This is a genomic window from Celeribacter halophilus (assembly GCF_900114135.1).
Classification (GTDB): domain Bacteria; phylum Pseudomonadota; class Alphaproteobacteria; order Rhodobacterales; family Rhodobacteraceae; genus Celeribacter; species Celeribacter halophilus.
Map to the genome: position 1 here is coordinate 176,187 of NZ_FORY01000008.1, position 16,255 is coordinate 192,441.

14 protein-coding genes are annotated in these 16,255 nt (G+C 58.9%); 8 read left to right on the forward strand and 6 right to left on the reverse strand.

Going from position 1 to position 16,255, the window contains the following annotated elements; genetic code table 11:
- Positions 1-37: 37 nt before the first annotated feature.
- Positions 38-1,210, reverse strand: a complete 1,173-nt coding sequence (locus BM152_RS10580) for a deoxyguanosinetriphosphate triphosphohydrolase (protein ID WP_066599782.1) — start codon at positions 1,208-1,210, stop codon at positions 38-40.
- 149 nt (positions 1,211-1,359) lie between these two features.
- Between BM152_RS10580 and BM152_RS10585 the strand changes: the two genes are divergently transcribed.
- The 4 genes from BM152_RS10585 (at position 1,360) to xth (ending at position 4,574) form a co-directional block, all read left to right on the forward strand.
- Positions 1,360-1,692 (forward strand): HesB/IscA family protein, encoded by a 333-nt coding sequence (locus BM152_RS10585; RefSeq protein WP_066599780.1) that lies wholly within the window; start codon positions 1,360-1,362, stop codon positions 1,690-1,692.
- A gap of 357 nt (positions 1,693-2,049) precedes the next feature.
- Positions 2,050-2,397 carry a DUF7282 domain-containing protein gene (locus BM152_RS10590; RefSeq protein ID WP_066599774.1) on the forward strand — a complete coding sequence of 116 codons (348 nt, stop codon included), beginning with the start codon at positions 2,050-2,052 and terminating at the stop codon, positions 2,395-2,397.
- 116 nt (positions 2,398-2,513) lie between these two features.
- Positions 2,514-3,710: a BaiN/RdsA family NAD(P)/FAD-dependent oxidoreductase gene (locus tag BM152_RS10595; RefSeq protein WP_066599773.1), complete on the forward strand. Its 1,197-nt coding sequence runs from the start codon at positions 2,514-2,516 to the stop codon at positions 3,708-3,710.
- 33 nt (positions 3,711-3,743) lie between these two features.
- Positions 3,744-4,574, forward strand: a complete 831-nt coding sequence (gene xth / locus BM152_RS10600; protein ID WP_066599771.1) for an exodeoxyribonuclease III — start codon at positions 3,744-3,746, stop codon at positions 4,572-4,574.
- 96 nt (positions 4,575-4,670) lie between these two features.
- Here xth and der read toward each other — a convergent pair whose 3' ends face one another.
- From der to BM152_RS19285, 4 genes are all read right to left on the reverse strand, one after another.
- Positions 4,671-6,188: a ribosome biogenesis GTPase Der gene (gene der / locus BM152_RS10605; RefSeq protein WP_066599769.1), complete on the reverse strand. Its 1,518-nt coding sequence runs from the start codon at positions 6,186-6,188 to the stop codon at positions 4,671-4,673.
- 68 nt (positions 6,189-6,256) lie between these two features.
- Positions 6,257-7,591, reverse strand: coding sequence for a PQQ-like beta-propeller repeat protein (locus BM152_RS10610; RefSeq protein WP_066599766.1), 1,335 nt, complete (start codon positions 7,589-7,591; stop codon positions 6,257-6,259).
- 40 nt (positions 7,592-7,631) lie between these two features.
- Positions 7,632-8,282 carry a hypothetical protein gene (locus BM152_RS10615; protein WP_074914198.1) on the reverse strand — a complete coding sequence of 217 codons (651 nt, stop codon included), beginning with the start codon at positions 8,280-8,282 and terminating at the stop codon, positions 7,632-7,634.
- A 60-nt stretch (positions 8,283-8,342) separates the two neighbouring features.
- Positions 8,343-8,486, reverse strand: coding sequence for a hypothetical protein (locus tag BM152_RS19285; RefSeq protein WP_156444346.1), 144 nt, complete (start codon positions 8,484-8,486; stop codon positions 8,343-8,345).
- Between the two features lie 243 nt (positions 8,487-8,729).
- Here BM152_RS19285 and BM152_RS10620 point away from each other — a divergent pair, with 243 nt between their 5' ends.
- Both BM152_RS10620 and BM152_RS10625 read left to right on the forward strand, forming a co-directional pair.
- Entirely contained in the window at positions 8,730-9,875 is a 1,146-nt protein-coding gene (locus tag BM152_RS10620; protein ID WP_066599760.1) for an efflux RND transporter periplasmic adaptor subunit, read from the forward strand.
- Complete coding sequence (locus tag BM152_RS10625) at positions 9,872-13,582, forward strand: efflux RND transporter permease subunit (RefSeq protein ID WP_066599757.1); 3,711 nt, start codon at positions 9,872-9,874, stop codon at positions 13,580-13,582. The genes BM152_RS10620 and BM152_RS10625 overlap by 4 nt, the downstream gene beginning before the upstream one ends.
- Before the next feature lie 21 nt (positions 13,583-13,603).
- On the opposite strand, the gene dusA is transcribed toward BM152_RS10625, so the two are convergent.
- Positions 13,604-14,587 carry a tRNA dihydrouridine(20/20a) synthase DusA gene (gene dusA / locus BM152_RS10630; protein WP_074914173.1) on the reverse strand — a complete coding sequence of 328 codons (984 nt, stop codon included), beginning with the start codon at positions 14,585-14,587 and terminating at the stop codon, positions 13,604-13,606.
- Between the two features lie 376 nt (positions 14,588-14,963).
- On the opposite strand from dusA, the gene BM152_RS10635 reads away from it, so the two are divergent.
- Both BM152_RS10635 and BM152_RS10640 read left to right on the forward strand, forming a co-directional pair.
- Positions 14,964-15,932, forward strand: coding sequence for a site-specific integrase (locus BM152_RS10635; protein ID WP_158527957.1), 969 nt, complete (start codon positions 14,964-14,966; stop codon positions 15,930-15,932).
- A 46-nt stretch (positions 15,933-15,978) separates the two neighbouring features.
- Positions 15,979-16,206, forward strand: a complete 228-nt coding sequence (locus tag BM152_RS10640; RefSeq protein WP_066599749.1) for an IS3 family transposase — start codon at positions 15,979-15,981, stop codon at positions 16,204-16,206.
- Positions 16,207-16,255 lie beyond the last annotated feature (49 nt).

Consider the following 16,255-nt stretch of genomic DNA (forward strand, 5'->3'; position numbering starts at 1 on the left):
CCTGCGGTTTCCTTTGTGCCTCAAATACTCAAACGCATCAGGCGCAAAGTCGTTCATATTCCTGAATGGCGAAACGGTCGGTCATCCCGGCGACATAATCAAGCACGATCCGCGCCAGTTCCGTCTCCGACTGCGCGTTTTCCACCTCATGACGCCATTCTTCGGGCAAAAGCTCCGGCTTTTCCATGAACAACGGAAAGAGCGTGTTGACCATATGGGTCACGCGCTGGCGCTCCCGCACCACGGACGGCGCGCGATACATGCGGGTGAACAGAAAGGACTTGATCGCCTTGAGGTTCTGGAAGAACGGTTTGGAAAACCGGATGATCGTCCGGTCCATGTCGCGAATGTCCTGCGCGGTTTCCGGCTTGGCCGCTTCCAGACGGTTGGTGGCAATGGTCAGCACATCCTCGACCATATAGCCGAAAATCCGGCGTAGCGCCTCATGGTCGCGCCGGTTGCGCTCAAGCCCCGGATAGAGGCGGTCCACCTCCTCATAGGCCGGTCCCGTAAGCGGCAGTTCCATCAAATCCTCGGCGGTGAACAGCCCTGCGCGCAGCCCGTCATGCAGGTCGTGGTGGTTATAGGCCACGTCATCGGCAATCGCCGCCACCTGCGCCTCGGCGGATGCGAATGTGTGCAACTCAAGGTCGAACAGGTCGTTCACCTCCTTGAGCGCATAGGGCAGAGGCGCGTCTTCGGGATGTTTCTTTTTATCCGCATAGGGCCCGACAATCGGCCCGTTGTGTTTGGCAATGCCCTCAAGGCTCTCCCATGTCAGGTTCAGCCCGTCGAAGGTCGCGTAATGCTTTTCCAGCTTGGTGACGATCCGAAGCGCCTGCGCATTGTGGTCAAACCCGCCATAGGGCGCCATCAACAGTTCGAGCGCATCCTCGCCCGTATGTCCGAAAGGCGAATGTCCCAGATCATGCGCAAGGGCGACCGCTTCGGCCAGCCCCTCGTTCAGCCCCAAAGCGCCCGCCATGGTCCGCGCCACCTGCGCCACCTCGATCGAGTGGGTCAGCCGCGTGCGGTAGTAATCGCCCTCATGTTCGACAAAGACCTGCGTCTTGTGTTTCAGCCGTCGGAAGGCCGACGAGTGAATGATCCGGTCGCGGTCACGCTGGAACGGGGAGCGGAACGTTGACAGTTCCTCGGGGTAGAGCCGCCCGCGGGTGTCGTTGGGCTGGCTTGCATAAGGTTTCATCATCTGCCTGTTTCAGAGGTATCTTCACCCCTGTCCTTGTCGCCTGTGTTTTCCACAACTATATTGTGCACAGCATCCGGCGACAAACAGATGACGCCGCTTTTTCGCATTAATCTGCTGTTTTTTCAGCCTGAACACCCGGGATCGACATCATGGCTCTTACTCTGCCCCCGAAAGTGACCCCTCGTGCCTATGCACGTCTGGCCGAAATCAACGCCGCAACCGGCGAGGACAAGGCGCTGCGCGTCGCTGTCGAAGGCGGCGGATGTTCGGGATTTCAATATGACATCACCCTCGACACCCCCGCCGAAGACGATGTGGTGCTCTCCGGTGACGGCGGCACAGTGGTGATTGATCCGGTCTCCCTGCCCTTTCTGGAGAACGCCACCATCGACTTCACCGAAGAACTGATCGGCGCGCGTTTCGTGATCGACAACCCGAATGCAAGCTCCTCTTGCGGCTGCGGCGTGTCCTTTTCGATGTGAGATGCAGCCCATTCGGGACGTGGTTTTGAGGGAGGTCTTCGGATCTCCCTTTTCACATTCACGCGCTCTGCTCTCTGTCGCGACCTGCAAAACGCCGGACCATTCCACAACCCCGCACGTCCTCACCACACGAGACAGGCGAAAGCCGCCTTTATACGCAGGACCTGCGCCTTTCCATCGCGCGTAAATACACAGAAACCCCGACAGGAATTCACACACGAAACCGTCACTTTTCACGCGCAATCTTGTGATCTTTCAACCCCTTAACCTTAGTGCCCTTCATCCCATATCAGACAGGACCGGGAAAACGCCGCGCAATATCGCCGGTGTCTCGCAAAGGATAAAAGGACAAAGACAATGATCACCCACACCGTAAAAACTCTTGTGGCTGCCACGCTGCTGGCCGCTGCCGGTTCCGCCGCTTTTGCCGGTGCAAATTACATCAAGGTCGGCGATGCCCAGAACACCAACTCCGGCGTGACCCTTGAGCTTGTGCGCGCCGATGCTGACGGGGTGATCTATGCCTATGACGCGCGAAGCGGCACAGAGGGCAAGGTTCTCGGCTCCACCCCCGTGAAGGCAGGTGCCAACAGTGATGTGCGGGTCAATTTCAAAACTCCTGCGCTCAATGATGTGCTGGCCGTGCTCTACACGGACGACACGACCACGCCAAGCGCCACCGCACAGGTGCATGAAAGCGACTGATCCTCCGCCTCCACGGACGTCAGGTTTCCCATAAAACACAGACACCCCAAAGCCCCCGTCACTCGGGGGCTTTTTCTTGGCTTGCAATAGAACGCGCAGCCTGTTCAAACCGCCCCATGACCCAAGTCGATACTCTTATTCTGGGCGCAGGGGCCGCTGGACTGTTTTGCGCCAAATTCGCAGCCGCTACAGGCGGCTCCGTGCTTGTGGTGGACCATGCCAAACGCCCCGCCGACAAGGTGCGGATTTCAGGCGGCGGGCGATGCAATTTCACCAATCTCTACGCCGCACCGGACAATTACATCTGCCGTAATCCGCATTTCATGAAATCGGCGCTGGCGCGTTACACGCAATGGGATTTCATCGACCTTCTGGCGCAGCATGGCATCACATGGCATGAGAAAAATCCAGAAAAAGGCTTGGGGCAGTTGTTCTGTGACAGCAAATCCGCCGCCATTATCGACATGCTGCTGCACGAATCCCGCGCTGCCGACTTGCGGCTTTCCACCGAGGTGGGCGAGATTTCCCATGACGGCACGCGGTTCACCGTCTCTCTGAACGGTCAGCCGGTGCAGGCGCGCAATCTGGTGGTGGCCACCGGCGGCAAGAGCATTCCGAAAATGGGTGCCACGGGGATCGGCTACCAGATCGCCGCGCAATTCGGCCTTGGGGTACTGGACACCCGCCCCGGCCTCGTGCCGCTGACCTTTGCCCCCCATGAACTGGAATGGATCGCACCACTTGCGGGCACCGCCATTGAGGCCCGCGTCACGGCCAATGGCACGTCCTTTGACGAAGCACTCCTGTTCACCCATCGCGGCCTCTCCGGACCGGCCATTCTTCAGGCCTCGAACTACTGGCGCGAAGGGGATACGATCACGGTAGACCTTTCGCCCGCACAAAACGCATTCGAAGCCCTCAAGGCCGAGCGCAGCCACAATGGCCGTCGCCAGATGCACACCGCTCTGGCCACCCTGTTTCCGGCCAAGCTGGCCACGGCTCTGGCCGAAAAGTGGCACCTGCGGGGAAATCTTGCCGACCAGTCGGACAAGGCGATTCAGGATCTGGCGAACCATATCCACGCCCTACCCCTCAAACCCACAGGCTCGGAGGGCTACCGCACCGCCGAGGTGACACTGGGCGGCGTGGACACGGACGGGCTGTCATCTAAAACGATGGAAACCAAATCTGTCTCCGGCCTCTATTTCATCGGCGAGGTGGTCGATGTGACGGGCTGGCTCGGCGGCTACAACTTCCAATGGGCATGGGCCTCTGCCGCCGCAGCCGGTCGGGCCATTGCCGAACGCCAGTGATCCCCCTAGAAAGGGACAAAAGAAGGAGCGCCCATGAAAATCGCCAGTTTCAACATCAACGGCATCAAAGCGCGGGTGAACGCCCTTCAGGATTGGCTCAAGGAAGCCGAACCCGATGTGGCGATCTTGCAGGAGATCAAATCCGTCGACGAGAATTTCCCCCGCGAGATTTTCGAGGACATGGGCTACAATGTCGAAACCCACGGTCAGAAATCGTTCAACGGCGTGGCGCTTTTGTCGAAACTGCCGCTCGAAGACGTGACCCGTGGCCTGCCCGATGCACAGGGCGCAGGGCGCGACGGGGCCGATGACGAAGAAGCCCGCTATATCGAAGCCACCGTGGTTGGCGACAAAGGCGCGATCCGCATCTGCGGGCTCTACCTGCCCAACGGCAATCCGGTCGATCTCGACGCCGATGGCCAGCCGGTGGCCGGATCGAAATACGACTTCAAACTCAAATGGTTCGACCGGCTGACACAGCGTGCCGAGGCGCTTTTGGCGCTCGAAGAACCGTTTCTGATGGCGGGCGACTACAACCTCATCCCCCAGCCCGAAGACGCCAAACGCCCCGAGGCATGGAAAGACGACGCGCTGTTCCGACCGGAAAGCCGCGCGAAGTTTCGCAAACTGATGAATCTCGGCCTCACGGATGCGCTGCGGGTCCGCAATGGTGCGCCGGAGACCTATACGTTCTGGGATTACCAAGCCGGAGCCTTCCAGAAAAACGACGGTATCCGGATTGACCACTTCCTTTTATCGCCACAGGCCGCCGATCTTTTGACCGATTGTCAGATCGACGCCTATACGCGGGCCAAAGACAAACCGTCCGACCATGTGCCGATCTGGGTTGAACTGGATTTGTAAGGCAGAGCTTCACACGACACTATCAAAGTAAAAGGGGCCGCGACGGGCCCCTTTTTCATAACATCCTCACCAAAAGCAGACACCCGCACGGATGGTTCAGCGTTTCGGCGGGCGCTGTTTCTTGACCTTCGGCGCGTCGGCACGTTCTTTGCCGAGGTGTTTACGCAGCCGCGACGGTGTAGACTTGGTCTTGTTCTTGAACGGGTTCTTATCTGCCTGAGAACGGAAGAACAACCGGATCGGCGTGCCCGGCATATCAAAGTCTTCGCGCAACCCGTTGATAAGGTAGCGTTTATAGCTGTCGTTCAGATCATCCGGCTGCGAACACATCACAATGAATTGCGGCGGACGGGCCTTCACCTGCGTCATGTAACGCAGTTTGATCCGGCGGCCACCGGGTGCAGGCGGCGGGTGGGCCGTGGTCATGGCACCCAGCCAGCTGTTGAGACGCGAGGTCGACACGCGACGGTTCCAAACCGCATGGGCATCAAGAATCGCCTCTTGCAGCTTGTCGAGGTTCTTGCCCGTCATTGCGGAAACCGTGACCAGTTGCGCACCACGAAGCTGCGGCAGAAGCCGTGCAAATTCTTCGCGCAACTCTTTGGCCTTGTTGGATTTGTCTTTTTCCTCGTCCCATTTGTTCACGGCAATCACAACCGCACGGCCCTCACGCTCTGCCAGATCGGCGATGCGCAGGTCCTGTTGTTCAAACGGAATAGAGACGTCCAGAAGCACGACCACCACTTCGGCAAATTTCACCGCACGCAGACCATCGGCGACGGAGAGCTTTTCCAGCTTTTCCTGCACCTTGGCCTTTTTGCGCATCCCCGCCGTGTCAAACACCCGCACGGGCGTGCCGTTCCATGTCATCGTCACAGAGATAGAATCGCGCGTGATCCCCGCCTCAGGTCCGGTGAGCAGGCGATCTTCACCCAGAAGCTTGTTGATCAGCGTGGATTTGCCCGCATTGGGACGCCCCACGACAGCAATCTGCAAAGGCTTGTCCATGGTGAAATCGCGCGACGCGCCACCGATGTCTTCGCCCTCGCCCAGTTCCTGCTCTTCCTCGGTCAGTTCGACATCAACCTCGGGCTGCTCTTGCGCCGAGCGAATATCAAACTGCGCCGCAAGCGGTTTGAGCACATCATAGAGATCGGGCATCCCCTCGCCATGTTCGGCAGATAGGCGCAAAGGCTCGCCGATGCCGAGACCATAGGCCTCCAGAAAGCCGCTTTCGCCCGCTTTTCCCTCGGCCTTGTTCACCGCAAGGATCACATGTTTGGCGCGTTTTCTCAGAATATCGGCAAAGACTTCGTCGGCAGGCAAAACACCTGCACGCCCGTCGATCATGAACAGGCAGACATCCGCCATATCTACCGCGCGTTCGGTGAGTTTGCGCATCCGGCCCTGAAGGCTGGCGTCGGTCGCTTCTTCAAGCCCCGCCGTGTCGATCACGGTAAAGCGCAGATCGCCCAGCTTCGCCTCACCTTCGCGCAAATCGCGCGTTACACCGGGCTGGTCATCCACCAACGCCAAGCGCCGCCCTACAAGGCGGTTGAACAGGGTCGATTTGCCCACATTGGGACGACCGACGATGGCGAGAGAAAAGGACATAAGACAGGCTCCGGGTGTGGGTTCAAGCAGCCCCGATACACCCGTTCGGGGCCGCCCGTCAAAGAGAATCAGCGCAGAGCAGCCAGAGAGCCGTTTTCCAGCAGGAGATACATCACCCCGCCGACAACAATCGGGTCCGAGGCCGCGCCTTCGGGAAGAGCAACCGAGGCTGCCAATGCGCCCGAAACAGGATCAAAGCCGCGCAGCATTCCGTCATCCGAGGCCACCCAAAGTTTGCCCCCTGCGGCCACGGGACCGTAATGGGCAAAGACGGTTTTGCGCTTGCGCTCTTTTTCCGTGGTGAAATAGGGCAGTTGCACACCCCAGATCCGCTCGCCGCTAGAGGCCGAGAGCCGCACCAGCTCGTTGCGGTCCGTCACGATAAAGACAGAGCCGCCCACGATAGACGCAGGGCTATAAGCCCCCTCGTCTGCCGTCCATATCCGCGTGCCGGTTTCGAGATTGAACGCGGCATAGCGTCCGGCCTGATTGCCGACATAGAATTTTCCGCCAATCACAACCGGATCAGAGGTGATGTCGGAGACGTTGGCATAGACCACGCCCTTGCGCTGACCGGCCAGAGAGGAGGTCCAGTAGCGGACACCGCCCTTGCGGAATACGCCGTAGAGATCACCGGAGGCAAAAGGCAGAATCGCGAATTTGTCCGACACCGCCGGAGAGGTTGCCCCGACGCGTGAGGTGATGCTTTCGGGGCCGGAGATTTGCCATTTCACGCGCCCGTTGGAAGTATCCACCGCCCAAGCGCGCCCGTTGCCCGCAACCACATAGGCCAGCCCGTCATAGACTGTGAGCCCCGCAGCCCCGACAGAATCGAGACGCTGCCGCCAGATTTCGCCACCGGTTTTCAAATCAAGCGCGACAAGATCGCCGTAACCGGTCGTCGCATATAGCACGGAGCCGGAGATCGCCAAAGCACCGCCGAAAACCTTGCCCGGCTTCTCGCCCGCGGGCGTCAGGTCCACCGACCATGCTGTTGCACCGGAGCTTGCGGATACGGCTGTCAGACGCGCTTCCGCATCCATCGCTACGACCAACCCTTGTGCAGCCACAGGATCAACCGTCAGGCGGGTCTTGCGAGTCTTACCCTTTCCGATATCGGCAGTCCACACAAGGCTCGGCGCGCCGGAGGTAAAGGCATTATGGCCGGAGGCATGAGTGCGCCCTGCGCCGGTCATGGTCCATGAGTCTCGTGAAACTTGCTGACCAAGAGAAATGCTCTCGGCCCGGTTTTGCGGTGTTTCGGTGGCTGTTGCAGCCGCCAGAGGTGAACCGTCGCGCAAATCGACACGCGGTCCCTGAAGAATCTCCTCACGCCCCGCGCCACACGCCGTCAGCGCCAGCATCGCTGTGAAAAGCCCCGCTTTGCCAGATCGACCGATCATACCCGCACTCCCTTTCATTCCACGATCCCGACGCGTTTTTCTATTCCGCAGGATCGGCCCCGAGGGCCACAATCATCTGAGCCGCACGCCGACGCAAGGCATTACTTGCCCCGACATCCTGCGAGATGGCCCGATAGCCTTCAATCGCCGCTTCCACTTCGCCCATCTCGACCTGAGCGGCGGCAATCTGCTCCTCGGCCAAAAGCCGGTAGGGCGCGCCGGGGCTGGCAATGGCGGCAAGCTGTTTCACACGATCTTCCGGCGGGATTTCCCCCGCACCGATCATCGCGGATTTCAGAACCGCCAGATCACGATAGACCGGCGCCAGCATATCATCCGCCATCAGCGGCGCCAGAACCGTCAAAGCGCCTTTGACATCCCCTGCGGCATGAAGCTCACCAGCACGCAGCATCGCAGCAACCACACGCGCGTCGCCTTCGACAGGGACTTCAGCCAAGGCCTCGGCCCGCGCTTCGGGCGTATCCAATCCCAAAGCGACCGTGATCGCATCACCGGCAGCTTCGGCCTGTGCGCGGTCCTGAGACTTGCTGTATTCGTTATACGCCGCACCGCCCACAAGCGCCACAACGGCGACAATGCCGATCCAGCCGTATTTTTTCAGGAAAGCATAGAATTTATCGCGGCGGACCTCTTCGGTCACTTCCTCGATGAAGGTATCGCTCTGGCTCACAAATGCCCTCCGCCCCTGCGCATGCACGGGATTCATGTGGTTTCAAACTCTTGCACCCTCTTACCCCGATCTTCGCCGGATTGCCAAGACCTGCGCTGAGATCAGATGGATGATCTGCCATTCCGGCCCTGCGCCAAGCCGCGCGAGCAATGCGGTAGAGCACTTTCCGGCCTGATCCGACGCGCCCTGTGCAAGGGCGCTCATCCATACGGGCCCCGCCTTGCAAAAATGCCAATGCTACGCAACCAACACCACGCCCAGAGGTTGTCAGATGCAAAAACAGGTTCCAAAGTGAAAGAATTGCCGACACGATCTTGTGATTGCCATAAGGATTCCCCATCTTGGACGCAATGTTAATGCCATTAACTCTTTCTCGGGTAGAAAACTTGATCCGGACCCTGCTCCGGGGCGTACCCCACCCAAGACAAGACACAGGACAGTAAAGCCATGCGCATCGTCTCCATTCTTATCGCCCTGCTCGTCACGATCGGCCTGTATCTGTTCATATTCGAGCGTGACCGCCTAACCGGACAGGACCAGACGGACGCAAACGCAGAGAGCCAAGAGGACTTTGCCCCGCCAGCGCAAAAAGCCACGCAGGACGCCCGTGCGGTGGCTGTGGTGGCCCGACATTCCGTGGCCCGCATTCTCGACTCGGCTGTGGTTCTGCGCGGCGAGACCGAAGCGGCACGCACGGTTCAGGTGACAGCAGAGACCAACGGGCGCGTGATCAACGAACCGCTGCGCAAGGGCACGACCGTCAGCGCAGGCCAAGAGCTTTGCGCCCTTGATCGCGGCACACGGGATTCGAGCCTTGCACAGGCCCATGCCGCGCTCTCCGAAGCCGAAGTTGCACTGGCCAATGCCCGTAAACTGGCCGCAGGGGGCTATGCCTCGGAAACCCAGATTCTCTCTGCAGAGGCCGGTGTCGAAAGCGCCCGCGCCGCTGTGGCTCAGGTCCAGCGCGACATTGAAAACCTCTCGATCACCGCACCTTTTGCTGGGCTTCTCGAAAGCGACACGGCGGAGCTTGGCACCTATCTGACAGCCGGTGCGCCCTGCGCTATGGTGATCCAGCTCGACCCGATCAAACTGGTGGGCTATGCCTCCGAGACCGATGTGAACAAGATCAAACCTGGCGCGCTGGCTGATGCGCGGCTGATTTCGGGGGAGACGGTGCAGGGCAATGTCACCTTCCTCTCGCGCTCCGCCGACCCCGCCACGCGCACCTTCCGCGTCGAAGTCGAGGTACCAAATCCCGATTTCGCCATCCGCGACGGTCAAACGGTAGAAATCGCCATTTCCTCGGCAGGGGTTGAGGCCCATCTGGTGCCGCAATCGGCACTCACACTGGATGACGAGGGACGGATCGGCCTGCGGCTCGTCGGCGAGGACAGTCGCACACAGTTTGCGCCCGTCACCGTCTTACGCGACACGCGCGAGGGCATCTGGGTCGCCGGTCTGCCCGAAAAGGCCGACATCATCACCGTGGGACAGGAGTTTGTCCGCGCGGGCGTTCTGGTCGAGCCGCATTTTGACACGCCCGATGCGGCCATGCCCGAGACAGACATCCAGACGGAGGCCACCCAATGACCGGACTCGTCGACTGGGCCGGTGAACGTGCCCGAATGATTCTGGCCTTTATTGCGCTGACCCTGATCGCGGGGGCCTATGCCTATGTCAGCCTGCCCAAAGAGGGCGAACCGGACATCGAAATCCCCGGCCTCTATGTGGCCGTGCCCTTCCCCGGCATTTCCGCCGAAGATGCCGAGAAACTGCTCGTCAAACCGATGGAAACCGAGTTCTCCGATCTCGACGGGCTCGATTCCATGTCGGCCACCGCCTCCGAAGGCTATGGCGGCATCTGGCTTGAATTCGAATTCGGCTGGGACAAGACCAAAACCATCGCCGATGTGCGCGACCGGATGGGCCGTGTCGAGGCGGATTTTCCCGCAGGGGCCGACAGTTACACCGTCTCGGAGGTCAACTTCTCCGAATTTCCGATCCTGATCGTCAACCTCACCGGCCCCGTGCCCGAACGCACTTTGGTGAAATATGCCAAGGAGATGCAGGACCGGATCGAGAGCCTCGAACCCGTGCTGGAAGCCCAGCTCACCGGCCATCGTGACGAGATGCTCGAAGTGGTGATCGACCCGCTCAAGCTCGAAAGCTACAATGTCACCGCCGCCGAGTTGATCAACGTGGTCACCAACAACAACCAGCTTGTCGCCGCAGGCGAGGTCGAAACCGATCAGGGCACGTTCTCGGTCAAGATCCCCGCCTCGTTCGACGACCAGCGCGATGTCATGTCCCTGCCGGTCAAGGTCAATGGCGATCGTGTGGTGACGCTGGGCAATCTGGCCGACATCCGCCTGACCTTCGAGGACCGCACGGGCACGGCGCGGTTCAATGGCGAAAACACCGTGGCGCTTCAGGTGGTCAAACGCAAAGGTTTCCCGATCATCGACACGGTGGATCTGGTGAAACAGGAGGTCGCCGACGAATTCGCAACATGGCCGGAGCCGTTGCAACAGGCGATCATTGTCGGCACATCGAATGACCAGTCGCGGCAGGTCTCCTCTATGGTGAGCCAGCTCGAAGGCTCCGTGCTCACCGCCATTGCGTTGGTGATGATTGTGGTGCTGGCCTCGCTGGGCATCCGCTCGTCGCTACTGGTCGGCTTTGCCATCCCCACATCTTTCCTGTTGTGCTTCATCCTCTTGGGGCTGATGGACATCACCATTTCGAACATCGTCATGTTCGGACTGATCCTCGCAGTCGGGATGCTGGTGGACGGGGCCATTGTGGTGGTCGAATATGCCGACCGGAAAATGGATGAGGGCGCAGGCCCCATGGCCGCCTTTATCGAGGCCGCCAAGCGCATGTTCTGGCCGATTGTCTCATCCACCGCCACAACGCTCTGTGCCTTTCTGCCGATGCTGTTCTGGCCGGGTGTGGCGGGCGAATTCATGGGAATGCTCCCCGTTACCATCATCTTTGTGCTCTCTGCCTCGCTGATCGTGGCGCTGATCTACCTGCCTGTGATGGGCGGCGTCTCCGGTCGGATCGCGCGGAGCTTTGATCACGCCTCGGCCGGTCTGCGCGACATGGCGCCCTACTGGCTGCGCGCGCTTCTGGTGATCCCGTCGGCCTATCTGGTGTTTCTCGGCCTGATGCAGCTCATGAACCCCGCCTACCTCATGAGCGGCGAAGCCAAGGGCGGCGTGGCGCTCGGCGCTGCTTTGTTCCTGATCGGCTCGTCCCTCACCGGCATCACACTTTCGGCAGCGCGGATCGAGCGGGACAGGAAAAAGGTGGACTCCGGCTACAAACGCTCCGCCTTCGGGCATTTCACCTATTTCATCGCGGGCAACCCCGTAATGCCTGTGATCGTCATCGTCGCGGTCATGTTCGCGGTGATCTCGGTTTTCGGCTATTATGGCAAGAATAACAAAGGCATCGAGTTCTTTTCGGCCACAGAACCCGAACAGGCGATCATCTATGTGAAGGCGCGCGGCAACCTGTCGCTGACCGAAAAAGACGCGCTGGTGCATCAGGCCGAAGACATTGTGCTGGCCCAGCCCGGCGTGGACAACGCCTTTGTATTTGCCGGTGACGGCGGGCTCAATTCCAACACCGGCGGCTCGTCTGCGCCGCGCGACACCATCGGCCAGATTCAGGTCGAATTGATCCCGTGGGAAGACCGCCCGACCGAGACCGAGGACGGGTTCCTCTTCTTCAAGGACACCCATGTCAAACCGGATTATGACGGCGATTATGTGCTCTCGCAGCTTGAAGAGAAGCTCTCCAAACTGCCCGGCATCCAGACCGAGACACTGAACCTCTCAATGGGACCAGCGTCGGCCAAGCCCGTGCATCTGCGGCTCAAGGCCGATGATTTCGAATTGCTGGAACAGGCAACCGAAATCGTGCGCGCCAAGTTCGAAGAGACCGAAGCACTGGCCGATATCGAAGATACCCGCCCTCTGCCCGGCATCGACTGGCAGATCGACGTGGATGTGGAGAAGGCTGGTCGCTACGGCGCGGATGTCGCCACGGTCGGCGGGATGATCCAGCTTGTGACCCGTGGCATCCTGCTCGACACGATGCGGGTGGACACATCCGACGAGGAAATCGATATCCGTGTGCGCCTGCCCGAAGAATTCCGCGTGCTCTCCACGCTCGACAGCCTCAAGGTCCGCACCGCTGACGGTCAGGTGCCCCTATCCAATTTCATCACCCGCACACCGGTCCGAAAACTCGCCTCCATCAGCCGCGTCGATCAACAGCGCTACTACGATGTGAAAGCAGCGGTCGACAGCGGGTTGACCCGCGAGGACGGCGTGACGATCACCCCCACGGAACGGATCGAAACCCTGACGCAATGGTTGGAAGACGAAACGCCCCTGCCCCAAGGCGTCTCTTGGGAATGGACCGGCGATGACGAGGAGCAAAAGGAAACCGGCGAATTCCTCGGCAAAGCTTTCGGGGCCGCGCTGGCGCTCATGTTCATCATCCTGCTGGCCCAGTTCAACAGTTTCTACAACTCGGTTCTGGTGCTGATGGCGGTGGTCATGTCCACCGCGGGCGTGCTGATCGGACTGTTGGTGATGGATATGACCTTCGGCATGATCATGACCGGCACGGGGATCGTGGCTCTGGCGGGAATCGTGGTGAACAACAACATCGTTCTCATTGATACCTATCAGGAATATTCCCGCTACATGCCGCGTATCGAAGCCATCGTGCGCACCGCCGAAGACCGCATCCGCCCCGTGCTTCTGACCACGATCACGACGATGGCGGGTCTCACGCCCATGATGTTCGGCCTGTCTCTGGACTTCATCAATGGCGGCTACACGATCAACTCGCCCACGGCCCAGTTCTGGACCAATCTGGCCACGGCTGTGGTCTTCGGCCTCGGCATTGCCACCGTTCTGACGCTGGTATTCACCCCCGCCATGCTGGCGCTGCGCATCTGGTTCTGGGACATCCTGCACCACCTGCGGATGCGTCTGCTGACCGTCATGGGTCGCCAAAGCCGCACCGCCGAGGATTACCGCCTGCGCCGCGAAGCCAAACGGGCGAAGAACCCCGAATTCATCTGGTCCACCGGCACAGGCGCTTGGGCAGCACCGGAGACATTCGAGGCCGAGCGCGTGTCGCAAACCGCGCAGAAAACCCGCCCCGTAGAACCGCCGCCCGCCACGCCGGAAAGCGTGGTCGAGGTTGCACCGGAGACGCCGGAGACCGGCAAGATCAGCAAAGACGGAAAAGACGGGCCGAAAGCCGTGGATTGAGCCCTAGGCGCATGAAAGGCCCTAGCGCGGCAGGGCCTCTTGCACCAAGGCAAACCCCGCGCCCTCTTTATGCGCGCCCTCGGAAAGCACCCGCTTCCAGCGCCGCGCTCCCGGCTGGCCCGCAAACAGGCCCAGCATATGCTTTGTGATCTGCGCAAGCTTGCCGCCCGCCGCCACATGCCGCCCGATATAGTCTTCCATCGCGAAGACCACCTCCTCACGGCTCAAACACGCGCGTGCATCGCTGAAGATACGCTGATCCGCATCGCCCAGAATATCGTAAGGCTGGTGATAGGCCGCCCGCCCCACCATCACGCCGTCCATATGCGCAAGCTCCGCCTCGACCATATCCAGCGAGGCAATGCCGCCGTTGATCGACAGGTGTATGTCGGGGAAAACCCGCTTCATCTCATGCACCAGCGGATAATCCAGCGGCGGAATATCGCGGTTCTCCTTGGGCGACAGACCGTCCAGCCACGCCTTGCGCGCATGAACCGTGATCCGACCGATCCCAGCCGCCTGCATCTTGCGCAGGAACTCCGGCAAGACCTCTGCGGCCTCCTGATCATCCACCCCGATCCGGCATTTCACCGTCACAGGCACATCCCCCGCCGCCTCCTGCATCGCACTGACACAATCGGCCACAAGATCCGGCGATTTCATCAACACCGCACCAAAAGCCCCCGACTGCACCCGATCAGACGGGCAGCCGACGTTGAGATTGACCTCGTCATAACCGCGCTCCACACAAAACCCCGTCGCAGCCGCCAGCTCCGCCGGATCGGAACCACCAAGCTGCACCGCCACGGGATGTTCCTCGGGGTTATAATCCAACAAATGCAAAGCCCCGCCACGCACCAAAGCCGGCGCGGTCACCATCTCCGTATAAAGCAAAGCATGACGGCTCATCAGCCGGTGAAAATACCGACAATGACGGTCGGTCCAATCCATCATGGGTGCAATACTGAATCGATACGCTAATTTTGCATTTGAATTCAAGCACATAACAGAAATTCCGTGGTTTCTTTACTTTGCAGCATTTCCTGTGATTCGCCCCGATTTCTGGTGGTTTTCGTGGATTTTTCGAGAACACTTGCTACCGAATAGCAGCTTTATACCCGGTCTGCATCCCCAAGTAAGGGGCCCCCCATGGGTGCATTCTCCCCAATCCTTCGGCCCAACTTTCACAAATTTCAATCGTGCGATTTCCGGCCGGAACAAAACAACACCAGCTACTCATAGACGACCAAGGAAGAAAATCATGTCTCAATCCACTCAATATAGCTCCGCAAACCTTCTTGAAAGAATCTCACACAACAGATCTGCCGGTTCACCTTTCACTCCCCCGCCATCTTCGTCTCACGGGAGGACCACCAACAATGTGAAACGCTCTAAATCCAGAAAACCAACCAAACACACAATTACAAAAAGCAAAAAGGAAGTTCTGGAGCCAATCGCAAAATCTCCAAAACCGGCAAATTGCTCCTCCGAACCATTTATTTCGGCTCGATCTCCCAAAGGTGGATCGCCTCGATACTGCGTGCAAATTCGTCGGAAAACAGAACAAGGACCAGTTAGCGCAAGCAAGACCTTTTCAACCCTTAATGAAGCCCAAAAATGGCGTGACGACACTCTGGCTAAAATTCAACTGGGAGTGCTTGTGCCTACACAGAAAGAAGAGGAGGCAAGCCAAGTTCTTGTATGCGAGCTGTTACAAAAAAAGAGGGACCAAGGGCGGTCCATGGAGCGCTCGGCCAAACGAACCTTAGATTTGCTGATTAAACATGAACGTTGTCAGGTGCCAGCGCACAGCATTGACATTAAATGGTTCAGAGCCATGGCTGATGATCTTCTCGGTACTGGGATACTTCCTCAGACTGCTGCAAGTTACATGGCCATACTGGCATCTTCACTTAAATGGGCTGCAAAACGTGAAGCCGATGTACCATATGATGTCATTGTTCGAGCAATGACGATACTATGGGAGGATGAAATTCTTGTCCGTTCTGAAGAACGTGAACGCAGGCCATCTCTCGAAGAACTGGATAAAATATTCAATGCTGTGCTTGCCAACAAGCGGCAAAAAATTCCTGTAATCACTATCAGCGTGTTCGCAATCTATTCGTGTCGACGCCTTAGTGAGATTTGCCGACTTCGTTGGAGCGACCTGAATATTTCCGAAAGTACAATATTAGTTAGGCAGATGAAGCATCCTCGCAAAAAGAAGAGAAATAACGTCATCGTAAAATTGCCCCCTGAGGCGTTAAAAATCATTCAGTCGGTTCCGAAGACATCAGAGTTTATCTTTCCGTATAATGAGCTACCCCCCGAAATTCGGACAGTGACGTAAGCTACGATTTGCAGTCTGCTGATCTTCGACGAAAAGGAGATCAGAGATGTCGAAACGCAAACAACATGCGCCTGAATTTAAGGCGAAGGTCGCGCTGGAAGCCTTGAAGGGTGAGGAGACCGCCGCCGAGCTGGCAAGCCGGTTCGGGGTGCATCCGACGATGATCCATCAATGGAAACGTGCGCTCCTTGAGGGCGCCTCCGGCGTGTTTGAACGCGGTGGCAGAAAGAATCCCGAGATCAATGAGGAGCAGGTGAAGGAACTCCACGCCTAGATCGTGGGGTAAGTCCGCGAACGCCATGCGTTCGAGAGAGCGGGCGCAC

Bases quoted from the DNA above. Each gene is read 5' to 3' on its own strand.
- der (WP_066599769.1), bottom strand. From the start codon at position 6,188: ATGTCCTTTTCTCTCGCCATCGTCGGTCGTCCCAATGTGGGCAAATCG.
- BM152_RS10625 (WP_066599757.1), top strand. From the start codon at position 9,872: ATGACCGGACTCGTCGACTGGGCCGGTGAACGTGCCCGAATGATTCTG.
- dusA (WP_074914173.1), bottom strand. From the start codon at position 14,587: ATGTGCTTGAATTCAAATGCAAAATTAGCGTATCGATTCAGTATTGCA.
- BM152_RS10610 (WP_066599766.1), bottom strand. From the start codon at position 7,591: ATGATCGGTCGATCTGGCAAAGCGGGGCTTTTCACAGCGATGCTGGCG.
- BM152_RS10580 (WP_066599782.1), bottom strand. From the start codon at position 1,210: ATGATGAAACCTTATGCAAGCCAGCCCAACGACACCCGCGGGCGGCTC.
- BM152_RS10640 (WP_066599749.1), top strand. From the start codon at position 15,979: ATGTCGAAACGCAAACAACATGCGCCTGAATTTAAGGCGAAGGTCGCG.
- BM152_RS10620 (WP_066599760.1), top strand. From the start codon at position 8,730: ATGCGCATCGTCTCCATTCTTATCGCCCTGCTCGTCACGATCGGCCTG.
- BM152_RS10595 (WP_066599773.1), top strand. From the start codon at position 2,514: ATGACCCAAGTCGATACTCTTATTCTGGGCGCAGGGGCCGCTGGACTG.
- BM152_RS10590 (WP_066599774.1), top strand. From the start codon at position 2,050: ATGATCACCCACACCGTAAAAACTCTTGTGGCTGCCACGCTGCTGGCC.
- BM152_RS19285 (WP_156444346.1), bottom strand. From the start codon at position 8,486: ATGAGCGCCCTTGCACAGGGCGCGTCGGATCAGGCCGGAAAGTGCTCT.
- xth (WP_066599771.1), top strand. From the start codon at position 3,744: ATGAAAATCGCCAGTTTCAACATCAACGGCATCAAAGCGCGGGTGAAC.
- BM152_RS10585 (WP_066599780.1), top strand. From the start codon at position 1,360: ATGGCTCTTACTCTGCCCCCGAAAGTGACCCCTCGTGCCTATGCACGT.